This is a genomic window from Massilia sp. NP310 (genome assembly GCF_019443485.1).
GTDB classification, from domain to species: domain Bacteria; phylum Pseudomonadota; class Gammaproteobacteria; order Burkholderiales; family Burkholderiaceae_D; genus Telluria; species Telluria timonae.
In genome coordinates this window covers 5,681,290-5,705,220 of sequence record NZ_CP080379.1, presented here as the reverse complement: position 1 = coordinate 5,705,220, position 23,931 = coordinate 5,681,290, and the positions used below count along the sequence as shown (strand labels likewise).

Genomic DNA, 23,931 nt, shown 5'->3' with positions numbered 1-23,931 from the left:
CGATGCGCCCATACAACAGCCAGCACATCGGGAGATTTCATTTTAGGTTTAAACAGGTGATACTTTCCTGGCGGAATTTTCCGTTTCTACGGGTTACTGACATCGTGTTAAAAAATCTACGCATCGGCTCGCGCCTGACGCTCGCGTTCGCCACGATCCTCGTTCTCTCCCTGGCCGGCACCGCGTTCGCGCTGTACACCACGCGCAGCAGTGCCGAAGCCACCCACCAGATGATGCAGAAGCCCCTGACCAAGGAACGCCTGGTCTCGGACTGGTATGTCATGACGTATTCGGCGATTGCCCGCACCTCGCTGATCGCGCGCAGCACCGACAGCACCTTGTCGACCGTGTTCGCCAAGCCGATCAAGGACAGCGTCGCCGACACCACCGCGATCCTCAAGAAGGTCGAAGTCCTGCTCGACTCGCCCGAAGAAAAACAGACGCTGCAAGAAATCCTGGGCCTGCGCAAGCAATACCAGGCGGCCAAGGAAGTGGTGATGAACGCCCGCACCGCGGGCGACGCGGCCGGCGCCGAGCAGGCCTATGAGACGGTCTTTTCCCCGGCCGCTACGGCCTATGGCGCTCGGGTGCTGAGCCTGCTGCAGATCCAGCGCAAGTCGATCGACCAGATCGCGCTCGACATCGAGGTCGCGAACGAGCGCAGCACGCGCCTGGTGATCCTGCTGACCGTGCTGGCCACGGCGCTCGGCTCGGTCGCCGCCGTCTTGATCACGCGCAGCATCACCCGGCCGCTCGACACCGCGGTGGACGTGGCCAGGACGGTGGCGGCGGGCAACCTCGGCAATACCTTCGCCACCTACCCGGAGGACGAAGTGGGCGACCTGATGCGGGCCCTGGAAACCATGAACGGCGCCCTGGCCCGGGTCGTGGCCGAAGTCCAGCAAGGCACCACCGCCATCTCCACCGCGTCGAGCGAGATCGCGGCCGGCAACCTCGACCTGTCGAGCCGCACCGAGCAGCAGGCCAGCTCGCTCGAAGAGACGGCGGCCTCGATGGAAGAACTGACGGCGACCGTGCGCCAGAACGCCGACAATGCGGTGCAGGCCAACGGCCTGGCGCAGGCGGCGTCCGAGGTGGCGGCGCGCGGCGGCGCCATCGTCGGCCAGGTGGTCGACACCATGGGCTCGATCGACGCCTCGGCGCGCAAGATCGTCGACATCATCGGCGTGATCGACGGCATCGCCTTCCAGACCAATATCCTGGCGCTCAACGCCGCCGTGGAAGCGGCGCGCGCCGGCGAACAGGGCCGCGGCTTCGCCGTGGTGGCGAGCGAAGTGCGCAACCTGGCGCAGCGCTCGGCCAGCGCGGCCAGGGAAATCAAGGGCCTGATCGGCGACTCGATGACCCAGGTGAATGCCGGCACCGCCCTGGTGCAGCAGGCCGGCACCACCATGCACGACGTGGTGAGCAGCGTGGCGCGCGTGACCGACATGATGTCCGAGATCACCTCGGCCACCCAGGAACAGCGCACCGGCATCCACCAGGTGAACGAGGCGATCACGCAGATGGACCAGGTGACGCAGCAGAACGCGGCGCTGGTGGAACAGGCCGCGGCGGCCGCGGCCAGCATGCAAGAACAGGCGGCGCGCCTGGCCGAGGTGGCGGCCGGCTTCAGGCTGGGCGATGCGGATGCCCGGCCGCGCCTGGCGCTACGCAAGAGCCCGGCGCTGGCGATGTAAGCGATGCCGGCGGCGGCCGGCCGAAATTCAGGCCGCCAGCCGGCGCAGCATGGCGGCGATCGCGTCCAGCACCGCGGCGTCTTCCCAATAGCTCTCGTGCGACAGCGGATTCCAGCTGCGCGCCAGCAGGCTGCCAATGCCGCCGCTGGCATTGATCGCGCGGTCCTCGACCAGCGCCCGGTAACCGCCCGACAGCGGCTGCAGCGGCCAGCCCAGCACGTCGTCCGGATCGTAGAAATTGATCCACTTGAACAGCGAGGTGGGCGGCGCGATCGGGATGATGTCCATCTCCTTGTGCGCGGCGACGAAGATCGGGATGTTGCAGCCGGTGGTGACCAGGCCGGCGCAGGTGCCGCCACCCAGGAACACGCGCTCGCTCGCGGTCAATGGCCGGCCCAGCGCGCTGGAGGCCCAGGCGTCGATATTGCGCCAGACGCCGGCGCCGACCGGCCGCCCGGCGGCCGCCTTCTGGGCGTCGTACAGATAGCTCGACAGCACCTGGCCGCCCAGCGACTGGGCCACGAACACCACCGGCATGTCGGGACGCACCGCATGGGCCGACAACAAGGCGCCTGCGATTTCGCCCTGGGCCAGCTCATAGACCGAGCCGGGGATTTCCTTGCGGTTTTCCAGTCCGGCGGCGTCACCCAGCCCGTACAGCACGAACCGACGCAAGGCGTCGTAGCGCACCTTGCCGCCGGCGGCGGTGCGCTCCCAGACCTGGCGCTGGTTCTCGTGCAGGATGCCCTGATAATAGACCGAGCGCATCGTCACCTGGCCCGCCAGCCCGCCCAGGCGGCTGCGCAGCTGCGCCATCAGGCCGTCCGCATACGCGGGCAGCGTCTCTCCCATGCCGTGCACGGCGATCAATGCAACTTGCGACATGAAAACCTCCGCTCGATCTGGCGCAAAGTGCGTCGTTATCGCTAGCGTATCAGTTCATGCGCACTGACGCATCTCAATGCATTGAGCAGGACATGGTTATATAGGCCAGGCCCGTGTTGGCTCAGCGGGCGGCAACCCCGGCGGTCAGGAAATCGTCGATCAGCTCGACGGTGGCGTCCGGATTTTCTTCCATCATCCAGTGACCGGCGCCGGGCACGACGGCTTGCCGCACGTCGAGCGCGGCATTGCGCATCACCGTGGCCATCATCGGGCCGAACGATTTTTCGCCGCCCACCGCGAGCACCGGCATCGTCAGCTTGACCTTCGATGCGGCGCGGTTGTCGGCCACGTCGTGGGTGGCGATCGTGTTGAATTGCGCGAACGAGGCCCGCATGGCGCCCGGTTGCGCATACAGCCTGGTGTAGTAGGCCCGGGTCGCCTCGTCGACCTTCGCCGGGTCGGCCGCGAACTGGTTCCACAGGCGGTCCAGGAAGATGCGTTCGCGGCCCGCCACCAGGCGTTCGGCCTCCTTGCCGCCAAAATTGAAGTGCCACAGGCGCGGGTCGAGCACCAGCTCGTCCCACGGCGCCACCCCGGGCACGGGTGCGTCCATCACGACCAGCCGCGTCACCTTGTCCGGATAGCGCACCGCGTAGGCATAGGCCACCATGGTGCCGATGTCGTGGCCGACCACGTCGGCCCGGTCCTGGCCGAAGTGCTCGACCACGGCGCGGATGTCGGCCGCCTGCGATTTCTTGTCATAGCCCCCGGGCGCCTTCGACGACAGGCCCAGGCCGCGCAGGTCGGGCACGATGACGGTGTGGCGCCTGACCAGGCGCGCGGCCAGCGGGCCCCACATGTCGCCGGTGTCGCCGAAGCCGTGAATCAGCACCACCGCCGGCCCCTTGCCGCCGCTGCGGACGTGGATGGTGGCGCCGTCGGCGGTCTGGACGCTGGCCGTCTTGAAGCCTGCGGGCATCGACGGTTCGGCGGCCTGGGCCGCCAGCGCCAGGAGGCAGCCGGCGACGATGACTGAGCGGTACATTTTCATGATCGGCTCCTCGTATGCGACAACGCCAGCGTAGCGCATTTATCCCGGCTTCACGCCTCCCGAAAGACTGGCACAATGCCCAGCTCGTCGCATTCGCACAACCTGTCTCATGGAAATTCTTTTCGACCACTACGCCGATGCCATTGCCCGACTGGACCTGGATGCCATCGCCGCGCCAGCCGACATTCCAGAACACTTCCTGTTGGCACATGAAGGGCGTTACCGCAGCTATTACATTCCGTTCGAGTCGGTGAACCGCGCGGCGCGCGTGGTGGTGGTCGGCATCTCGCCCGGCTTCGTGCAGTGGAAGAATGCGATGCGCGAGGCGCAGCGCCAGATGGCCGCGGGCGCGTCACGCGACGCGGTGCTGGTGGCGGCGCGCCAGGCCGGCGCCTTCAGCGGCGCGATCCGGCCCAACTTCGTGGCCCTGCTCGATGCGATCGGCGTGCAGCGCTGGCTCGGCATCGCCAGCTGCGCCACGCTGTTCGGCCCGGATGCCGGGTTGGTCCACATCGGCGCCATCCTGCGCCACCCCGTGTTCGTGGATGGCAAGAACTACAGCGGCACGCCCGCCATGCCGCGCCACGCTTTTCTACGGGAAGAAACGCTGCGCTACTTCGCGCATGAAGCGGCCATGCTGCCCGACGCCGTGTACATCCCGATGGGAGCCAGCGTCGGCGCAGGTCTGGACTGGCTGGCGGCGCAAGGCATGCTGACGGCGAGCCGCATCCTGCACGGCCTGCCCCACCCTTCCGGCGCGAACGCCGAGCGGGTCGCCTACTTCCTGGGCCGCAAGGAGCGTGCCGCGCTATCGGCCAAGACCAATGGCGCGCAGCTCGACGCGGCGCGCCAGGCCTTGCAGGCGCAGATGGCGGGGTTGATGGAAGGTCAGCGGATCTCGAGTTCGAAGGTGTCGACGCCGTCGACGCCGCCGCGCACGCGGTCGCCGGGCTTGAGCGCCGCCACGCCCGACGGCGTGCCCGAATAAATCAGGTCGCCCGGCGCCAGCGTCACGAAGCGCGACAGGTAGGCGATCACGTCGGCGATCGGCCAGATCAGCTCATTGAGGTTGCCTTCCTGGCGCAGGGCGCCGTTCACCTCCAGCCAGATACGGCCTTCGGCCGGATGGCCCACCGCGCTCACCGGATGCAGGGCGCTGCAGGGCGCCGAGGCGTCGAAACCCTTGGCCATGTCCCAGGGACGGCCGGTGTCCTTGGCTGCCGCCTGCAGGTCGCGCCGGGTCAGGTCCAGGCCCACGCCATAGCCCCATACCAGGTCGAGCGCATTGGCCGGGTCGACGTCGGCGCCGCCCGCGCCGAGCGCCACCACCAGTTCGATCTCGTGGTGCAGGTCACCGGTCGACGGCGGATACGGCACCGCGCCGCCGGCGGGCACCACGGCATCGGCCGGCTTGGAGAAGAAGAACGGCGGTTCGCGGTTCGGATCGCTCCCCATCTCGCGCGCGTGCGAGGCATAGTTGCGGCCGACGCAGAACACGCGGCGCACCGGGAAACGGCTGCTCGAACCGCTGACGGCCACCGAAGGCGTGGCGGGAGCGGTGAAGACGAATTCGGACATGCTCATCCTTTCATTGAGGGAAGCATGATCATACTACCGCCATCGCTGGCCGTGGCCCCAGGAAATACTCAGGCCGGCGCCATCGTCTCTTCGGATTCGGACGCCGAAGCCGGCTTGGGCGTCACCGGAGTCGATGCCGCCTCCGCCACCGCCGCGAGCGCCGCGCTCGATTCCAGGATGCGCACCAGCGCCGTCATGTCGACCGGCTTGACCAGGTGGTGGGCGAAGCCCGCCTGCAGCGCCCGCTCGCGGTCCTTGGCCTGGCCGTAGCCGGTCACCGCGACCGGCACCGTGGCCGCCGTCTCGGGCAGGGACCGCAGCGCCGAGGCCAGCTGGTAGCCGTCGACGTCGGGCAAGCCGATATCGATCAGCATCACGTCGGGCCGCTCGGCGCGCGCGCGGCGCAGGGCCGATTCGGCGTCGTACTCGACCGAGGTGGCGTGGCCCTGCACCTGCAGCAGGTTGGCCAGGCTGTCGGCGGCGTCGCTGTTGTCGTCCACGATCAGCACCCGCAGCTTGCGCTGCAGGACCGCGCGCGCGGCCTCGGGGTCGCCCGGCTGCATGTCGCCGCCGTCGCAGGCGCCCGTCACGCAGGGCAAGGTGAGCGTGAAGGTGCTGCCCAAGCCGACGCCGTCGCTGTGCGCGGCCACCTCGCCCTCGTGCAGGTCGATCAGGCGCTTGACCAGGGTCAGGCCCAGCCCGAGCCCGCCCTGCGAGCGCGCCAGCGTGCGCGCGCCCTGCGTGAACAGGTCGAACACGCTCGGCACCAGGTCGGGCGGCATGCCGGAGCCGTTGTCGCGCACGCGCAAGACCATGCGGCCATCGACCGCCTCGAGGGCGAGCACGAGCTGGCCGCCTTTTTGCGTGTACTTGGCGGCGTTGTTGACGATATTGGCCACGCTCTGCACCAGGCGTGTCTGGTCGCCGCGCACCCAGACCGGGGTCTCCGGCAGCTCCACCCGCACCTGGTGCGCTTTTTCCAGCACCAGCGGACGGGTCTGGTCGAGCGCCCCGGTCACCACCTCGCGGAAGTCGACCGTCGCCAGCTTGAGCTTGACCAGGCCGCGCGTCACGCGCGAGACGTCCAGCAGGTCGTCGATCAGGCGGCTCATGTGCTTGACCTGGCGGCTGATGATGGAACTGGTCTGGCAGATGCGCGGCTCGCTGGAGAACTGCATGCTCAGCAGGCTGGCCGAGCTGCTGATCGGCGCCAGGGGATTGCGCAGCTCGTGCGCCAGCATGGCCAGGAATTCGTCCTTGGCGTGGCTGAGGCGCTCGGCCTGCACCCGCGCCAGACGCTCGCTCTGCAGCAGCGCGTCACGCTCCAGCGCCGCATCGCGCAGGGTTTCCTCGAGGCGCGAGCGGCGCACCACTTCGCGCGTGTGGCGCGCCACGTCCTCGGCCATCGCCGTCTCTTGCTCGGTCCAGTGGCGCGCGGACGGTTCATGCAGGTAGAACACGGCCGCCAGGCGCGCTTCCTCGATGATCGGCACGATCACCACCGCGCGCGCGCCGATGCCGGCATAGGCAGCCGCGCACGGCGCCGAGCGGGGGTCGGCGGCGACGTCGTCGATGCGCACGGTGCGGCCCTGGCGCAGCATGGCGGCGATCTCGGGCCCGAAATCGTCCAGCACATGCGACATGCCGCCCAGGCTGGCCATGCGGCCGTCGGTCCAGTCGCGGTCGACGTTCACGGTGCGGCCGGCGGGATCGATCTCGCCATAGCCGACGCGCGCCGCGCCCAGGGTCTGCCCGGTCATGGCGCTGGTGGCCTTGATGATGTGGATGGCGTCGTCCAGGCCCTCGAGGGTCTCGCCCAGCTTCTGGTGAAAAGCGTGGCGGTGCTCGGACAACACATCGGACGTGGTCTCGGTGAGCACGCAATAGACGCCGGCCACCTGCCCCGCATGGCGCACCGGCGACAGCGAGACGGAAAAGAAACGCCGCTCGCGCTTGCCGTTGCGCTCGAACTCCATCAGGGCGTGCTGGAGCTGGGTCGCTTCGCCGGCCAGCACGAGTTCGAAATACGGACGCATGCGCTCCCACAGCTCGGGGCGGACGCTGGCGTACGGCGCGCCATGCGCGGCAGGGTGCTTGTCGCCCAGCAAGTCGGAATAGGCGTCGTTGTAGAACAGGCGCAGGTCGTGGCCCATGGCCAGGAACATCGGAAAGCGCGATGCCAGGATCAGGTCGAAGATGGCGCGCAGGCCTTCGGGCCAGGAGTTTGGCTCCAACTGCGCAGGCTCGGACTGCGCCGGCTCTCCCAGCGCCAGGCCGCCGACGGCCGCCGGCGGGAAACTGCTCAGATTGCTCATCAGGATTGCCCAGTATGGTTCTCGCGAAGCTGGCTGGGCTTAATACACTGGAACGTTTCCCCTCACGTTCTTATTGCCCCGCCGCCAACATTTTCTTATTGTCGGCGATTATAACGAGCAAACAGAATGGGCTGCGCCCGTTACACATCCGTGACTTTTGGTGGTTGTATCTATGGCACAATCAATAGATCTCGGCGGCCGCGGCCCGCACGGCCGTCAAGAGCAGGTCGGCGCCCGGCGACAGCAGGTGGTCTTGCTGGCGGATGATGCCGAAGGCATCCATCTTGCATGGCAGCTCGATCGGCAGGATGCGCATCACGTTCAGCGAGGCATAGTACTGCGCCACCTCCTGCGGCATCACGTGCAGGGCGTCGGTCTGCTGCAGCAGCGCCGTCACTACCAGGATCGCGGTGGTATCGACCACGTTGCCGGGTGGCGGCAACCCAACGCGCCGGAACATCATGTCGAAGCGGTGGCGCAGGATGCTGCCGGGCGACGGCAGGATCCACGGCCGGGCGGCGATGTCCTCGAGCGTCAGGCCGCGCCGCTCCAGCAGCGGATGGCCGGGGCGGACGACGGCGCAGGCCGGCTCCTCGCTCAGCTCTTCGTAGATCAGGCCCGTCGAATCCTCTTTGTCCAGGATGCGGCCGATCATGAAGTCGAGGGCGCCGTGCTTGAGCTTGTCGAGCAATACGTTACTGGATTCGAGCTGCACGCCGATGCGCAGCAGCGGCGCCTGCTCCTTGATGCGCGCGATCGCGCGCGGCAGCAGCGCCATCGCCGGCGCCATGATGACGCCCACCTCCACCTGCCCCGCCAGCCCGGCCTTGAGCGCGACGATGTCGTCGTGCGCCAGCGCCAGGCTGGTGAGCGCCATGCGCGCGTGGCGGATCATGGTCTCGCCGTAGATGGTCGGCTCCATCCCGCGCGGCAGGCGCTCGAACAGGCGCACGTCGAGCATCTCTTCCAGGTCCTTGACCTGCTTGGACGCCGCCGGCTGCGTCATGTGCAGCTCCTCGGCCGCGCGGTGGATGTTGCGGTAGTCGTCCAGCGCGATCAGCAGCAGCAGCTGGCGCGTCTTGAGGCGCGCCTTCAGGAACCAGTTCGGGTTTGTCGTATCCATCAGGAAATCATATCAGCGTGGACGGCGGCCCGGCGGCGAGTCATGTCGATTTGAACGCCATCACGCGTTGCACCACGCAGAACACGAACAGCAGGCCGCCGATCACGATCCTGGTCCACCACGAGCTGAGCGTGCCGTCGAAGGCGATCAGGGTCTGGATCGTGCCCAGCACCAGCACGCCGGACAGCGCGCCGAGGATGTAGCCGTAGCCGCCGGTGAGCAGGGTGCCGCCGATGACGACCGCGGCGATCGCATCGAGCTCCGTGCCCTGCGCATGCAAGCCGTAGCCGGACAGCATGTAGAACGCGAACAGCAGGCCCGCCAGCGAGGCGCAGAAACCGCTGAAGGCATACACCAGGATCTTGGTGCGGGCGACCGCCAGGCCCATCATCGCCGCCGACTGCTCGTTGCCGCCGACTGCGTACACGGCGCGCCCGAAAGCGCTGTAGTGGGCCAGCCAGACCGCGCAGGCCAGCATGGCGAGCGCGATCAGGGCGCCGGGCGAGAGAAAGCCGCCGAAGAACGGGATTTGCGTCTGCGACATCGCCACGAACAGCGGATCCTCGATCGTGATCGACTCGATGCTGATCAGGTAGCACAGGCCGCGCGCCAGGAACATGCCGGCCAGGGTGACGATGAAGGGCTGCAGGCGGAAGTAATGAATGACGGCCCCCATGCCGCCGCCGAACAGGAAGCCCAGCGCCAGCACGGTGGCGATTACCGCCAGCGGCGGCCAATGCGCCACCTGCAGCAGCCAGGCCGCGATCATGGTCGACAGCGCCAGCACGGCGCCGACCGACAGGTCGATCCCGCCCGAGAGGATCACGAAGCCCATGCCGATCGCAATCACCAGGAGGAAGGCGTTGTCGATCAGGAGGTTGAGCATCACCTGCAGCGACAGGAATCCTTCATACAGGGCGCCGCCGATCAGCAGCATCGCGGCCAGCAACACCACCGTGACCAGCGAGGTGAAGGACGGCGCGCTTGACAGCTTGCGTGCGTGCTCGACGACCGCGTTCATGCCGCCCTCCGCTTCCACAGGCGCTTGAACTGGTCCGACTGCGACATACAGACCAGGAACACGACGACCGACTTGACGACCATATTGACCTCGGGCGGCACGCCCAGCGAATAGATGGTGTAGGTGAGCGTCTGGATGATCAGCGCACCGACGATGGAGCCGGCCAGGCTGAACTTGCCGCCGGCGAGCGAGGTGCCGCCCAGGGTCACGGCCAGGATGGCGTCGAGTTCGAGCATCAGGCCGGCGTTGTTGGCGTCGGCGCTCTTGACGTTGGAACTGATCATCAAGCCCGCCATGCCGGCGCAGGCGGCGGCGAACACGTAGACGAACACGATCAGGGCCGCGGTGCGGATGCCGGCCAGGCGCGCCGCAACAGGATTAACCCCAACAGCCTGGATGAACAGCCCGAGCGCGGTGTGGCGCAGCAGCAGCGCGGTGACGCCGGCTACCGCCGCCACCACGAACAGCGCGAACGGCAACCCGAACAGGTAGCCGCTGCCCAGGAAGAAGAACGGCTGATAATAGACGGTGACGATCTGGCCGTCGGTCAGCAACTGGGCCAGGCCGCGTCCCGCCACCATCAGGATCAGGGTGGCGACGATGGGCTGCAGGCCCAGGCCGGCGACGAGCAGACCATTCCACAGGCCGCATAGCAGCGCGACGCCGAAGGCGGCGGCCATCGCCAGCAACATCGGCGTCTCGGCCACATAGACCGGCACGCCGTCCTGGATCACCATCGTCCCGCCAACCAGCATCGACGCCACGGTGCCGGACAAGGCCACCACGGCGCCGACCGAGATGTCGATGCCGCGCGTGGCGATCACCAAGGTCATGCCGATCGCCGCCAGCATCAGCGGCGCGGCGCGGTTGACGATGTCGACCAGGGAGCCGTACAGGTGGCCGTCCTTGATCTCCAGGCGGAAGAAGCCAGGGATCAGCAGGAAGTCGATCAGCAGCAGCGCGGCCAGCGCGGCCAGGGGGCGGAACAGGTGATGTCCTGTTGCGCGCGCGAGCAACGAGGCGGGTACGGGTGCGTTCGGCTTCGTGGCCGGGGTGGCCGCCGCCACGGGCGCTTGTTCCTTGACGATCATCGGCAGCCCTCCCCTGCGATCACGTGCAGCACCGAGCTGTCGTCCAGCTCACCACGGCGGTACTCGCCGCAGGCCTTGCGGTCGCGCATGACGACGATCCGGTCGGAGACGCGCAGCACCTCGGGCAGTTCGGACGAGATGAACAGGATGGCCATGCCTTTGCGGCACAGCGTGGTGACATAGTCCATGATTTCCTGCTTTGCCCGCACGTCGATGCCGCGTGTGGGTTCGTCGAGGATCATCAGCCTGGGCTCGGTGGCCAGCCAGCGCGCCAGCAGCACTTTTTGCTGGTTGCCGCCCGAGAGCGTGCCGATCGGCGTTTCGATACTCGCCGTCTTGATCCCCAATTGTTTAACGTAGTAATCGGCCAGCGCCTGCTGGCGCCGCAGCGGGATCGCGCGCAGCAATCCCTGGCGCGCCTGCAGGGCCAGGATCAGGTTTTCGCGCACCGACAAGTCGAGGATCGCGCCCTCGTGCTTGCGGTCTTCGGAGCAGAAGCCGATGCCCTCGCGGATCGCGTCGCGCGGGGTGGCGAAGGTGGTCGAACGGCCGCCGATCTCGATCGCGCCATCGTCCGTCTTGTCGGCGCCGAACAGCAGGCGCGCGGTCTCGGTGCGCCCGGAACCCAGCAGGCCGGCAAGGCCCAGCAGTTCACCCTGCTTGATGGTCAGGTCGAGCGGCGCCAGCACGCCGCGGCGTGCGAGTTCTTTCGTGCGCAGCAGGGTCGGGCCGGCCTGGTGGCCCTCTTCGATGCAGGTCTGCGGCTGCTCCCTGGTGTCGGCGGCCACGCCGATCATCTTGTTCACCAGCGCCAGGCGCGACAGCTCGCTGCACAGGTACTCGCCTTCGCGCTCGCCATTGCGCATCACCGTGATGCGGTCCGAGATCGCATAGGTCTGGTCGAGGAAGTGGGTGACGAACAGGATCGCCATGCCCTGCTCGCGCAGGGTTTTCAAGACCGAGAACAGCAGCTGCACCTCGGCCTCGTCGAGACTGGACGTGGGTTCGTCGAGGATCAGCACCTTGGCCGAGATGTTCAGCGCACGGGCGATGGCCACCATCTGCTGGATCGCCAGCGGATAGCTGGCCAGCGGCTGCTTGACGTCGACATTCACCTGCAAACGCGCCAGCAGTTCGGCGGCATCGCGCCGCATCCTGCGCCAGTCGATCATGCCGAAGCGGCGCGGATAGCGGCCGATGAAGATGTTCTCGGCGACCGACAGGTTCGGGCACAGGTTCACTTCCTGGTACACCGTGCTGATGCCGAGTTCCTGGGCGTGCTGGGTCGAGCGCGGCGCGATGCGCTCGCCATCGAGCACGATGCTGCCGCGCTCCGGCTGGTAGACGCCCGTCAGCACCTTGATCAGGGTGGACTTGCCGGCCCCGTTCTGGCCCATCAGGGTATGGACTTCGCCCGGATACAGGCGCAGGCCCGCCTCCGACAGCGCTTTCACGCCGGGAAAAAGCTTGTGGATGCCGGTGACGTCGAGCACCGGCAGCGCCGTGGTCGAGGCGAGCATGGCCGCCTCAGTATTTGCGGTTCGGGAATTCCTTGGCTGCGACTTCGGCCGGGAAGACACCTTCTTGCACCACGATGCGCCTCAAGAGCGGCTTGCCAGCCTTGATCGCCTTGGCCGCTTCCATCAGCTGCGGCCCAAGCAGCGGGTTGCACTCCACGGTCACGTTCAGCTTGCCCTGCAACATGGCCTCGAACGCGCCGCGCACGCCGTCGATCGACACGACCAGGATGTCCTTGCCTGGCTTGAAACCCGCTTCCTCGATCGCCTGGATGGCGCCGATCGCCATGTCGTCGTTGTGCGCGTACAGCACGGTGATGTTCTTGCCCTCGGACTTGAGGAAGGCTTCCATCACCTCCTTGCCCTTGGCGCGGGTGAAGTCGCCGGTCTGGGAACGGATAATCTTCAGTCGCGGTTCAAGCTTCATGACTTCCGCGAAGCCGGCCTTGCGGTCGATGGCCGGGGCCGAGCCGACCGTGCCCTGCAGCTCGACGATGTTATAGGCGCGATTCGGGTTCTTCTTCGCGTGTTCCACCAGCCAGCGCGCGGCGCGGCGGCCCTCTTCCACGAAGTCGGAACCGAGGAAGGTGACGTACAGCGACTCGTCGCTGACCTTGACGCCGCGGTCGGTCAGGATGACGGGGATGTTGGCGCGCTTGGCTTCGCGCAGCACGGTGTCCCAGCCGGATTCCACGACCGGAGAGAAGGCGATGACGTCGACGCGCTGGGCGATGAAGGAGCGGATCGCTTTCACCTGGTTTTCCTGGCGTTGCTGGGCGTCGGCAAACTTGAGGTTGATGCCGGCCTTTTTGGCGGCGTCCTTGATGGAGGCGGTGTTGGCGGTGCGCCATTCGCTTTCGGCGCCGACTTGCGAGAAGCCGATGGTGAGGGGCTTGGCGGCGAAGGCCGCGTTGAGCGGCACAACGGTTGCGGCCACAGGCGCGGCAACTGCGACGCCCAGGAAATTCCTGCGGGTGAGGCTCATCACTTTGTCTCCGGTATTGTTGTTCTGCAATCCTAGGCCAAACTGAGATACTGTTCCAATCACTTTTTTGATAATTGTGATACGGTTTTCGGCATCAACAACTATCGCAACAGCCTAAGCCCGTACAAGCCGCCGGCAATCGATCCGGGCTTGGCCACGAACCGCACGCTGAGCTTTCCGTTCGTCTTCATGCGTACCGCATCAGGGATTGGGTAATCGACCGTATAGATGTCTTCCTGCGCATCGGCCGTCAACGTCACGTTCGCCAGCGCCTGCCCGTTGACGAGGATGTCGAACCGCCGCCCCGCGTCCGCCTTCGCGAAGGCCAGGCGCAGCACCCTGGCTTCCTTCTTCGGATCGTTCAGCTCATAGCTGAACCACGCTGTCGCATGGCGCCAGCGCCGCCCATGATTGATCCCGGCATCGATGCCCTCGCCCTTGAAGAAGTGATCCGACTCCGGCTGCTGCTCGCCCGGCGCCACCTGGTCGATGGTCCTCGCATAGAGCGCGATTCGGTCCGCCTCGCGCTCCGCGTTCGCGGCCTGCTGCGCCTCTAGGCCGTCCGGCGTGGCATGCTGCCAGTACATCGTGTAGCGCGATTCGTGCAGGCGGAAGAAAGGAATGAACTCGGTGCGCGGCCCATCCGCGCCATGCACCAACCCCGGCGCCGTGAACGTCAGCGGCTTGCCGGCTACCGGTATGAAGCGCGCAATGAAATCGGTCGAATCGCTGACGAACATCGGCGCCGACGCCAAAGGACAGGTCGGCCCCGAGGCGATATGCCCCATGCGCGAGTCATCGGCCAGGTAATTCAGCTTGTCGTCGCCGACCATGCGCGTGCGCGCCGCCAGCACGACCGGCCCGTGCAGCACGGCGTAGTAATTCGACCTGCCCGGCATTTGCTCGAGATGCGTCGTCATCGGCAGCCGCACGTCGACCCGGTCGCCCTTGCGCCAGGCGCGCGCTATCGTCGCATAGCCGCCCGGCCGGGCGTCGATCTTCACCTCTGCGCCGTTGACCCGCACCGCCATCCGGCCCGGCGCTACCCACGCCGGGTAGCGGATCTTCATCGTGAACCGGCCCTCGCCATCGACCGTCAGGCGCGTGGTGTCGGCATCAGGGAACGTCGTCGCCTGAGTGACCCTGACGCCCTTGTCTTTCCAGTCCAGGGTCGAGGCGACGAACAGGTTCACGAACAGCGTGTCCTTGTCGCGGGCGTAGATGAATTCACCGTATTTGGCGTGGCTTTCGATGCCCGAGCCGACGCAGCACCACATGCCCTTGTCCACCTGCGAATACACGCGGTAGTGGTTCGGCCGCATCGGCGTGAAGTAGACGAAGCCGCCTTCCGGCCGCTGCGACGACAGGATATGGTTGTACAGCGCCCGCTCGTAGTAGTCGCCGTAGCTGCCCTTCTGCTCCGACTGGAACAGCATCCCGGTCAGCTTCAGCATGTTGTAGGTGTTGCAGGTCTCCGGGCCTTCGACCTCGTGCACCATGGGCTCGAAGTCGTCGGTGCTGTGGAAGTGCTCCTTGACGCTGTTGCCGCCGATCGCCACCGTGCGCTTGTCGACCACGGTCTGCCAGAAGAAGCGCGCCGCCTCCCCCATGTCCTGCCGGCCCGTCGTGTCGGCGATGCGCTTGAAGCCGATCACCTTCGGGATCTGGGTATTCGCGTGCAGGCCGGTCAGCTGGTCCTGCCTGCGCGCCAGCGGCTGCAACACGGCCTGGTGCGAGAAGGCCAGCGCCAGGTCGAGGTATTTGCGCTCGCCCGTCATCTCGGCCACGTCGACGAAGATTTCGTTCATGCCACCATGCTCACTGCGCAGCATGGTCTGCATCTGCTCGGGGGACAGCTTCGCGCTCAAGGCCAGCGCCCAGTCGGACAGCTGCACCAGCATGGCCTTCGCATCCTCGTTGCCGGCGTAACGGTAGGCGTCGCGCAGGCCGGCGTATACCTTGTGCAGGTTATACCAGGGCACCCACTTGCCGTTGACCGAGAAGTTATCGGCCTCCAGCTTGCCGGCCGCGATGTCGCGCCAGGCCTGGCGTCCGCCGGGAATGCCGCCGAGATAACCGTCGCCGTTGGCCTGCTGTGCGCGTTTGAGCTCGGCCACGAAGTAGTTCAGGCGGCGCAGGGCTTCCTGGTCGCCGGTCGACGCATGCATGAGCGCCAGCGCCGACAGGTAGTGGCCGCCCATATGGCCATCCAGTCCGGTCGACTCCCAATTGCCGTAGCTGGGCTGGCGCGGCTGCAGGCCGGCTTCGCGCAGGAACGGCGCCAGCAGGCGGTCGGGCTCCATCGCCATCAGGTAGTTCAGGTTGGTGGTCTGGGCGTCGAGGAAGGGACCAGGGCCCAGGCGCACGGCGGACAGCGGAAACAGCTCGGCCGCCTGCGCCCAGGCGCCGGCGACCATCAGGCTCAAGGCGGCGATGTGGGTTTTCATTGTTGCAGCACGCTCTGGTAGCGGTTCAGGTCCTTCTGGTCGAGCACGGGCCAGCCGTCGCCGTCCCAGGTCATGTCCAGCACCTTCAGCTTCTGCCGGTACTTATCAAAGGTCTCGTAGGCGTGCAGCACCATGTAGTCCTTGCCGTCGAAGGTATAGGCGCTGTTATGGCCGAGCGCCTGCCAATCGCCGTCGCCCTGGATCACGAGCGAACCGCCGCCCCTGGCCATGTCGACGCCATTGCGGTCGAGGTAGGGACCGGTGACGCTCTTCGACCGTCCCACCACCACCTTGTAGGTGCTGTCCTTGCCCTTGCAGCACAGGTCCCACGACGCGAACAGGTAGTACCAGCCGTTCTTCGGGAAGATGAAGGGGGCCTCGATCTGCGCCGGCGCGGCTTCTTCGTCCGGCGTGAAGGCCGGACGCTCGCGGCGGGCGATCGTATGCCACTCCTGCGGTTCGGCCAGGCGGGTGCGGCTGGCGTCCAGCTTCACCAGTTTGAGGCCGCCCCAGAACGAGCCGAACGACATCCACGGCGTGCCTTTCTCGTCGTCGATCACGTGCGAGTCGATCGCATTCCACAGGTCGCGGCCCGGCACCGACTGCACCACCAGTCCCTGGTCTTCCCATTTGTAGCCGGGCGCACGCGGGTCCAGCGTGCTGTTGACGGTCACGCCGATGGCCGAGGTGTTCTTGCCGAAGCCGGACACCGAGTAGTACAGATAGTACTTGCCGTCATGGTGATAAATATCGGGCGCCCAGACATGGCCGTTGAAGCTCGGCGCGGCCTTTGTCGCCCACGCCGGGCCTTCCGGGAATACGCGTCCTTCCGGCTTCCAGGTCTTCATGTCGCTCGAGCTGTAGAAGGTGATGCCCGGGCCGGTGCTGAACAGGTAGTAACGATCGCCCTGTTTTGCCATGACCGGATCGTGCACGCCGACCTGGGCGGCGTATGCCGCACCGGTCAGCGCGGCCAGTAAAGAAAATACCGCCATCGCTACAGCCGCGATTGCGCGCGCGGCCTTCACCTCACGCCTCGACGGCGAAGACCATCACGGCCTTGGCCGGCACCTTGATCGTCAGCTTGCCGTCTGCCGCCTTCGCGCTGAACGGCGCCGGCTTGACCGCCTGCGGCTGCTCGAAGGTGTTGTGGGCATCCATCTTCTCGGCCGTGAGCACCTGGCCCGAGACGCTGCCCACGTTCAGGCCGGCCACGTTCAGCGCCACGTCGCTGGCGCGGGTCGGATGCGTGTTGACGAGGGCGACATAGACCTTGCCATCCTTGGCGCGCGCCGCGGTGGCGCTGATGCCCGGCACCGCCTTGCCATTGCTCGAATAGGCCACGTCGTTGTCGACCGCCACCGGCAGCTTGGTCGCGTCCTGGAACGGGATGTACATCTTGTAGGCGTGGTAGGTCGGCGTGAGCAGCATCTTGTCCTTGTCGGTGATGATCATCGCCTGCAGCACGTTGACCATCTGCGCGATATTCGTCATGCGCACCCGCTCGGCGTACTCATGGAAGATGTTGAAGTTGAGCGCCGCCACCACCGCATCGCGGATCGTGTTGCGCTGGAACAGGAAGCCCGGATTGGTACCCGGCTCCACGTCGTACCAGGTGCCCCACTCGTCGACATAAAAGCCGATCTTCTTCTGCGGATCGTTCTTGTCGAGGACGGCGATGTTCTGCCGGATCTGCTGGTCGATGCGCAGGGTCTGCTGGATGGTCGAGAACCATTCGGATTCCGGGAAGCCGGTCGCGGCGCCCTTCTTCTCCCAGACGCCGGTCGGCAAGGTATAGTAGTGGTAGCTGATGCCGTCGGTGCCGCGCGCGGCTTCGCGGCTCAACACGTCGGTCCATTTGGTGTCGTTGTCGTTGCCGCCGCTGGCGATGATCTTCGGACGCGCGCCCGGCGGCGTCTTCAGGAAGGTGGCATAGTGGTTATACAGGTGGGCATAATACTCCGGCTTCATATTGCCGCCGCAGCCCCAGGCCTCGTTGCCGATACCGAAATAGGCGACCTTGTACGGCTCCTTGCGGCCGTTCTTGCGCCGCAGCTCGGCCAGCGACGACTTGGTGTCCGAGGTCATGTACTCGAGCCACTCGGCCATCTCTTGCGGGGTGCCGGAACCCAGATTGCCGTTGACGTAGGCTTCGGTGCCCAGCAGCTCGACCAGGTCGAAGAACTCATGGGTGCCGACCGCATTGTCCTCGGCCACGCCGCCCCAGTGGGTGTTGACCTTGACCGGACGCTTGTTGCGCGCGCCGATGCCGTCGCGCCAGTGGTACTCGTCGGCGAAGCAGCCGCCCGGCCAGCGCACCAGCGGCACCTTCAGTTCCTTCAGCGCCCCCACCACGTCGTTGCGCCAGCCACGGGTGTTCGGAATCCTGGAATCCGGCCCCACCCACAGCCCCTCATAGATGCCGGTGCCGAGGTGCTCGGCGAACTGGCCGTACACGTTCTTGTTGATGACCGGGCCCGGCTTGGTGGTGTCGACCGACACGCTCACCTGGGCGAAGGTCAGAACCGGCAAGGCGGCAAGGCTGCATGCGAGGATGAGGGGCTTGAGTGCTTTCACTGATGTCTCCTGGTTTTAGTCAGTCTTATTTGAATACCGCGACGAAGCCGCCGCGCGCTTTGATGCGGACGCTGGACTTGCCCGCCTTGATCGGGGCCTGGCTGAATGCGCGCTCGCCATCGCCGTCGGTGGTCAAGGTCCCGCTGCGTCCCGCGATGAACGACAGGTCGAGGTCGAGGCTGCGCTCTTCACTGTCCGCGTTGAATCCGGCCACATACCAGCTGTCGCCGCTCTTTCTCGCGATGACCGCATGGCGACCCGGGTAGCCGTCGATGAAGCGCACATCGTCCCAGCTGCGCGGCAGGTCGCGCAGCAGTTGTTTCACGTAGTCGGGAACGCCGGCCATGCCTTCGGGCCGCTCGGCGAAGTGCTGGATCCCGGACAGGAACAGCACCGCCTCGGCCAGCTCGAAGCCGTTGCGCGTGACGCGCTTGATCTTCGGGATGTCGCCGAACACCAGCGGCGTGTAGTCCATCGGGTCGAACAGGTTGCGGCTGAACGGCAGCATGGCGGCGTGCGGCGGCATCGCATCCTGGTCCTTCTGGTCGAAGGTGGTGAACTCGAAGCCCTTCACCGCCTCCACCGTCATCAGGTTCGGGAAGGTGCGCGACCAGCCGCGCGGCAAGGTGGCGCCGTGGAAGTTCACCAGCAGACCGGCATCGGCCGCGTCCTGGAGCATGTCGACGTAATAGGCGATCATCGACTTGCCGTCGCCGGCGAAGAAGTCGATCTTGACGCCTTTTACGCCCATGTCGCGCAGGCGTGCGAACTCGCGCACGCGCGCTTCGCGAGTGAGCAGCGCGCCCTTCGGGGTGTATGGCGTCTTGTTCCAGGCGCCGGACGAGTTGTACCAGACCAGGATGCCGATCTTCTTCGCGGCCGCATAGGCCACCAGCTCGCGCATGCGCTCAAAGCCGATCTTGCGGTCCCAGTCGGCATCGACCAGCGTGTAATCCCACCCCATGTCGGCGGCGTAGTCGACGAAGCGCTTCTGGATATCGAGATAGGTGCCGTCGTCCTTGAGCAGCGCCCAGCTCCAGGATGCGTGGCCGGGCTGGACCTTCGCCTTGTCGAAGGCGATCGCAGGCGCCGCGAGATCGGTGCCGAGCGTCGATTCCACCAGCGTGCGCAGGCTGCCCAGTGCGATGATGCGCCACGGCGTGACCAGATCGCCCTTTGACTCGGCCAGCAGCGCGCCGCCCGTGAACACCTCGGGCGCGGCCGGGACGTCGAGACGATAGACGCCGCCGCGCGAGTCGGTGTGCAGGCGCGAGGCATGGAAGCTGCCGTCCAGGTTCGCCTCCGTGAGCGCGACCCAGGTCTCGCCGGTACGGAACAGCGCCGGGAAGACCCAGCCGGCGCCCAGGGTCGACGGGGTGCCGACCGGGATCTCGCGCTGGTAGTGCTCTTCGTAGGAAGGATTCGTGTTCGACCAGCCGGTCTGGGCGACCGACATCGGCTGCAGCCAGGCCTTCGCGGACTGATCGAAGGCGAAGGCCGAGGTTTCGCGGACGAATTTCAGGTTCTTGCCGGCGACGCGGTAACGGAAGGCGACGCCGTCGTTCGAGACGCGGAAGGTCACGTCCATGGCCTGGCCCTGGGCATTGCGCACGGTATGAGTCTGTTCGTTGGCGCGGTAGGTGATGTGGCGCTTCTTGGCGGTGGCCAGTTCGTAGCGGTCTTCGATCGGCTTGACCGGCGAGCTGGCGGCCAGCCTCAAGCCCGTGGTCAGGTCGGCGCCCTGCACCGCCAGGCCGAGGCTTGAGCGCAGGATGACGGGCGTGCCGTCGCGGGCGACGGAGTAGGTCAGCGCGCCGTCCGCCGAGACGCCGACATCGACCGCGATGTGGCGGTCGGGGCTGCTGAGAGGCGCGGCGTGCGCATGCGCGCAGAGTGTTCCAAGGACGAGCAGTGCGGTGGAGCGGGATGCGATCATGGCGGACTCCAATGGCCCATCGTCGCCACGCAAGCGGCAACGATGGTAACGGATGGACGACTGGGGCGTGAAGGGAATCGTGGGGCCGTGCGGATCGATCAGGTCCAGCCGGCATCCACGACGAAATCCTGCGCCGTGCACATCCTGCTGTCGTCGGCGCCGAGGAACAGCACCATGCGCGCGACGTCGTCCGGCATCAGCTTGCCCGGCAGGCACTGCGCCTTCCCGATCTCGACTTCCGCCGCCGCATCGACCCACAGCTCGACCTGGCGCTGGGTCATGACCCAGCCCGGCGTGACCGTGTTGACCCGCACGCCGAACGGCCCCAGGTCGCGCGCCAGGCTGCGCGTGAGCCCGATCACGGCCGCCTTGGTGGTGGCGTACACCGGATACCCGGCGCCCTTGGCATGCCACGACATGGAGCTGAAATTGATGATGGAGCCGCCGCCCTTCTTCTTCATCCCGGGCAGGACCGCCTGGCAGGTGAAGAACATCGGACGCTGGTTGATGGCGATGCGCTCGTTCCAGTAGTCGAGCGAGACGTCCTGGATGTCGTGGCGCTGGTCGTTGGCCGCATTGTTGACCAGGACGTCGAAGTCGCCCAGCTGCGCGGCCAGTTCGGCCATCGTGCGCTGCAGCGCCGGGATGTCGGTGATGTCGCAATGGCGGTAGACCGGGGCATGCGGCCCCGCATCGGCCAGCCGCGCGCATAGCGCCTCGCTGGCCTGCTGCGCGATGTCGACGAAGGCGACGGTCGCGCCCTGCTCCACGAAGGCCTGCACGATCGCTTCGCCGATGCCGCTGCCGCCTCCCGTCACGAATACCCGCTTGTCCCGCAGGCTGGGGTAGTTCCCCATCTGTTCCATGCTTGTCTCCATCCTGTTATCGAGCCGAAGCCTCTGCGGGCCGGCTTACTGCATCATAAGCGCTTGACCTTGACGAACGGGGCGTCATGCACGGCGAGGCGGTTGCGCAGGGCCGGACCGAAGGCCGGCGCCTCGATCTCGAAGGTCTCCCCCGCCGCGACCTGGACGCCGTCGGCAAAGCTCAGGGTCGCGGTGCCGAAGAAGTGGACGTGCACGTCGCCGGGGCGCTTGAACAGGCCATATTTGAAGTGATGATGCTCGAGGTTTTCCAGCGTGTGCGACATATTGTCTTCGCCGCTGACGAAGGCCTTCTCCCAGCGCACCTCGCCGTCGAGGCCGATGACGCGCGACACGCCCGCCACGTGGGCTGGCAGCTCGCCGACCAGCAGCGCTGGACCGACACCGCAGTTGCGCAGCTTCGAGTGCGCCAGGTAGAGGTAGTTCTGGCGTTCGGTGACGTGGTCCGAGAATTCGTTGCCAATCGCATAGCCCAGGCGGTAGGGCTGTCCATCGTCGCCGATCAGGTACAGGCCGGCGATTTCCGGCTCCTCGCCGCCGTCGAGCGAGAACGCCGGCATGTCGAGGTCCTGGCCGCTGGCGCGCAGGATCGAGCCGTCGCCCTTGTAGAACCATTCCGGCTGCACGCCGGGCGTGCCGGGCGCCGGCTTGCCGCCTTCCACGCCCAGGCGAAACATCTTCATGCTGTCGCTCAGGGCCTCGATGTCGCCGCCGATCTTCTTGTGCATGCTGTCGCGCGTGTCGGCGCTGCCCAGGTGGGTCAGGCCGGTGCCGGTGACGTAGCAGTGGGCGGGGTCGGGATGGTCGACCGGGGGCAGGATACGGCTGGCAGCGGCCAGCTCGTCATAGGCGACCTGCTGCGCACCGGCGGCGCTGTCGGCCAGGTGCGCCAGGCCCCTGCCCTGCGCGATCGCGGCACGCGCGAGGTCGAGCGTGGTGGCATAGCCGTCGATGATGCGGATGGTGGCGTCGTTCAGGATGCCGACGCGGCGTTCATTCGATTCGGTCAGAAATTGGACGAGCAGCATGGTTCGGGTCTCCTTTATATTATGGTGATTGACGCTTTCCATCGACTCAATGGGAATGCTTCGGCACCGCCGACCCGCGACACCCGACGAGAAAATCGAAGTCGCACCCTTCATCGGCCTGCATCACATGGTCCAGGTACAGCCGCTGGTAACCGCTATGCTGCACGGGCGCGGCTTTCTCGGCCCGATCCGCCAGCCGCGCGCGGATCTGTTCATCGCTCAGCTCCACGTTGAGCAGGCCGGCATGGCAATCGAGCTCGATCATGTCGCCGTCCTGCACGATGCCCAGCGGGCCGCCGGCCATCGCCTCAGGCGCCACGTGCAGCACCACGGTGCCGTAGGCGGTGCCGCTCATGCGCGCGTCCGAGATGCGCACCATGTCGGTGATGCCCTTGGCCAGCAGCTTGGGCGGCAGTCCCATATTGCCCACTTCGGCCATGCCCGGATAGCCCTTCGGCCCGCAGTTCTTCATCAGCAGCACGCAGTTCTCATCCACGTCCAGGTCGGGATCGAGGATGCGCTCCTTGTAGTGGTCGAAATCCTCGAACACCACCGCGCGGCCGCGGTGCCGCATCAGGTGGGGCGACGCCGCCGACGGCTTCAGCACCGCGCCGCGCGGCGCCAGGTTGCCGCGCAGGATGCAGATGCCGCCGTCCGCGATCAGCGGATTGTCCAGCTGGCGCACCACCTCGTCGTTGTATATCGGCGCGTCGACGCAGTTCTCCCACAGCGACTTGCCGTTGACGGTCAATGCGTCCCGGTGCGGAATCAGGCCGCCTTCGCCCAGGCGCCGGACCACCGCCGGCAGGCCGCCGGCGTAATAGAACTCTTCCATCAGGTAGCGGCCCGACGGCAGCAGGTCGACCACGGTCGGGGTGCCCTTGCCGATGCGGGTCCAGTCCTCGAGTTCGAGCTGCACGCCGACGCGGCCGGCGATCGCCTTCAGGTGGATCACGGCATTGGTCGAACCGCCGATCGCCGCGTTCACGCGAATCGCGTTCTCGAAGTTCTCGCGCTTGAGGATCTTCGAGATGCGCAGGTCTTCGTGCACCATCTCGACGATGCGGATGCCCGACATATGGGCCAGCACGTAGCGCCGCGCATCCACGGCGGGAATCGCCGCATTGTGCGGCAGCGAGGTGCCCAGCGCCTCGGCCATGCAGGCCATCGTAGACGCCGTGCCCATGGTGTTGCAGGTGCCGGCCGAACGCGAGTGCCCCGCTTCGGCCGACAGGAATTCGTGCATCGTGATGGCGCCGGCCTTGGCTTGCTCGTGCAGCTGCCAGACGGCGGTGCCGGAACCGATGTCCTTGCCGTTCAGTTTACCGTTGAGCATCGGGCCGCCGGTGACGACGATGGTCGGCAGGTCGACGCTGGCCGCGCCCATCAGCAGGGCCGGCGTGGTCTTGTCGCAGCCGACCAGCAACACCACGGCGTCCATCGGATTGCCGCGGATGGACTCCTCGACGTCCATCGACGCCAGGTTACGGGTCAGCATGGCGGTCGGCCGCAGGTTCGATTCGCCGTTCGAGAACACGGGGAATTCGACCGGGAAGCCGCCGGCTTCCAGGATGCCGCGCTTGACGTGTTCGGCCAGCTTGCGGAAATGGGCGTTGCAGGGAGTGAGTTCGGACCAGGTATTGCAGATGCCGATGATGGGTTTGCCCTGGAATTCATGGTCGGGAATGCCCTGGTTCTTCATCCAGCTGCGGTACATGAAACCGTTCTTGTCTTGCGTCCCGAACCACGCCGCCGAGCGCAGCGGCGTCTTTTTCTTTTCCCCGGACATGCAG

18 protein-coding genes are annotated in these 23,931 nt (G+C 66.5%); 2 read left to right on the top strand and 16 right to left on the bottom strand.

Annotation, left to right across the window (positions count from 1 at the left end):
* Window positions 1–2 precede the first annotated feature (2 nt).
* Window positions 3–1,700, top strand: coding sequence for a methyl-accepting chemotaxis protein (locus tag KY496_RS25195; protein WP_273161562.1), 1,698 nt, complete (start codon window positions 3–5; stop codon window positions 1,698–1,700).
* Between the two features lie 27 nt (window positions 1,701–1,727).
* Here KY496_RS25195 and KY496_RS25190 read toward each other — a convergent pair whose 3' ends face one another.
* Window positions 1,728–2,585, bottom strand: a complete 858-nt coding sequence (locus tag KY496_RS25190; protein ID WP_219862959.1) for a hypothetical protein — start codon at window positions 2,583–2,585, stop codon at window positions 1,728–1,730.
* 121 nt (window positions 2,586–2,706) lie between these two features.
* Window positions 2,707–3,636 carry an alpha/beta fold hydrolase gene (locus KY496_RS25185; RefSeq protein WP_219862957.1) on the bottom strand — a complete coding sequence of 310 codons (930 nt, stop codon included), beginning with the start codon at window positions 3,634–3,636 and terminating at the stop codon, window positions 2,707–2,709.
* 109 nt (window positions 3,637–3,745) lie between these two features.
* On the opposite strand from KY496_RS25185, the gene KY496_RS25180 reads away from it, so the two are divergent.
* On the top strand, window positions 3,746–4,624 hold the full coding sequence (locus KY496_RS25180) for a hypothetical protein (protein WP_219862955.1): 879 nt from the start codon (window positions 3,746–3,748) through the stop codon (window positions 4,622–4,624).
* Here the strand turns inward: KY496_RS25180 and KY496_RS25175 are convergent.
* From KY496_RS25175 to KY496_RS25110, 14 genes are all read right to left on the bottom strand, one after another.
* Window positions 4,525–5,214: a fumarylacetoacetate hydrolase family protein gene (locus KY496_RS25175; RefSeq protein WP_005668748.1), complete on the bottom strand. Its 690-nt coding sequence runs from the start codon at window positions 5,212–5,214 to the stop codon at window positions 4,525–4,527. The genes KY496_RS25180 and KY496_RS25175 overlap by 100 nt on opposite strands.
* A gap of 68 nt (window positions 5,215–5,282) precedes the next feature.
* Entirely contained in the window at window positions 5,283–7,529 is a 2,247-nt protein-coding gene (locus tag KY496_RS25170; protein ID WP_219862953.1) for an ATP-binding protein, read from the bottom strand.
* A 181-nt stretch (window positions 7,530–7,710) separates the two neighbouring features.
* Window positions 7,711–8,652: a LysR family transcriptional regulator gene (locus KY496_RS25165; protein WP_005668746.1), complete on the bottom strand. Its 942-nt coding sequence runs from the start codon at window positions 8,650–8,652 to the stop codon at window positions 7,711–7,713.
* A 40-nt stretch (window positions 8,653–8,692) separates the two neighbouring features.
* On the bottom strand, window positions 8,693–9,673 hold the full coding sequence (yjfF, locus tag KY496_RS25160; protein WP_005668745.1) for a galactofuranose ABC transporter, permease protein YjfF: 981 nt from the start codon (window positions 9,671–9,673) through the stop codon (window positions 8,693–8,695).
* Complete coding sequence (locus tag KY496_RS25155; protein ID WP_005668744.1) at window positions 9,670–10,764, bottom strand: ABC transporter permease; 1,095 nt, start codon at window positions 10,762–10,764, stop codon at window positions 9,670–9,672. The genes yjfF and KY496_RS25155 overlap by 4 nt, the downstream gene beginning before the upstream one ends.
* Window positions 10,761–12,284, bottom strand: a complete 1,524-nt coding sequence (locus KY496_RS25150) for a sugar ABC transporter ATP-binding protein (RefSeq protein ID WP_219862952.1) — start codon at window positions 12,282–12,284, stop codon at window positions 10,761–10,763. The genes KY496_RS25155 and KY496_RS25150 overlap by 4 nt, the downstream gene beginning before the upstream one ends.
* 7 nt (window positions 12,285–12,291) lie before the next feature.
* The gene (locus KY496_RS25145) at window positions 12,292–13,266 is read right to left on the bottom strand and encodes an ABC transporter substrate-binding protein (protein WP_219862950.1); all 975 of its coding nucleotides are present in this window, start codon (window positions 13,264–13,266) and stop codon (window positions 12,292–12,294) included.
* A gap of 101 nt (window positions 13,267–13,367) precedes the next feature.
* Window positions 13,368–15,713: a glycoside hydrolase family 127 protein gene (locus KY496_RS25140; RefSeq protein WP_219862948.1), complete on the bottom strand. Its 2,346-nt coding sequence runs from the start codon at window positions 15,711–15,713 to the stop codon at window positions 13,368–13,370.
* Window positions 15,710–16,708, bottom strand: a complete 999-nt coding sequence (locus KY496_RS25135; RefSeq protein ID WP_229520365.1) for an arabinan endo-1,5-alpha-L-arabinosidase — start codon at window positions 16,706–16,708, stop codon at window positions 15,710–15,712. The genes KY496_RS25140 and KY496_RS25135 overlap by 4 nt, the downstream gene beginning before the upstream one ends.
* A 34-nt stretch (window positions 16,709–16,742) precedes the next feature.
* Window positions 16,743–18,290, bottom strand: a complete 1,548-nt coding sequence (locus KY496_RS25130) for an alpha-N-arabinofuranosidase (RefSeq protein ID WP_273161559.1) — start codon at window positions 18,288–18,290, stop codon at window positions 16,743–16,745.
* Between the two features lie 25 nt (window positions 18,291–18,315).
* The gene (locus KY496_RS25125) at window positions 18,316–20,226 is read right to left on the bottom strand and encodes a glycoside hydrolase family 97 protein (RefSeq protein ID WP_219862945.1); all 1,911 of its coding nucleotides are present in this window, start codon (window positions 20,224–20,226) and stop codon (window positions 18,316–18,318) included.
* A gap of 98 nt (window positions 20,227–20,324) precedes the next feature.
* Entirely contained in the window at window positions 20,325–21,092 is a 768-nt protein-coding gene (locus KY496_RS25120) for an SDR family NAD(P)-dependent oxidoreductase (protein ID WP_005668734.1), read from the bottom strand.
* A gap of 53 nt (window positions 21,093–21,145) precedes the next feature.
* Window positions 21,146–22,138 carry an AraD1 family protein gene (araD1, locus tag KY496_RS25115; RefSeq protein WP_219862943.1) on the bottom strand — a complete coding sequence of 331 codons (993 nt, stop codon included), beginning with the start codon at window positions 22,136–22,138 and terminating at the stop codon, window positions 21,146–21,148.
* 46 nt (window positions 22,139–22,184) lie between these two features.
* Window positions 22,185–23,927, bottom strand: a complete 1,743-nt coding sequence (locus KY496_RS25110; RefSeq protein WP_219862941.1) for an IlvD/Edd family dehydratase — start codon at window positions 23,925–23,927, stop codon at window positions 22,185–22,187.
* Between the last annotated feature and the right edge of the window lie 4 nt (window positions 23,928–23,931).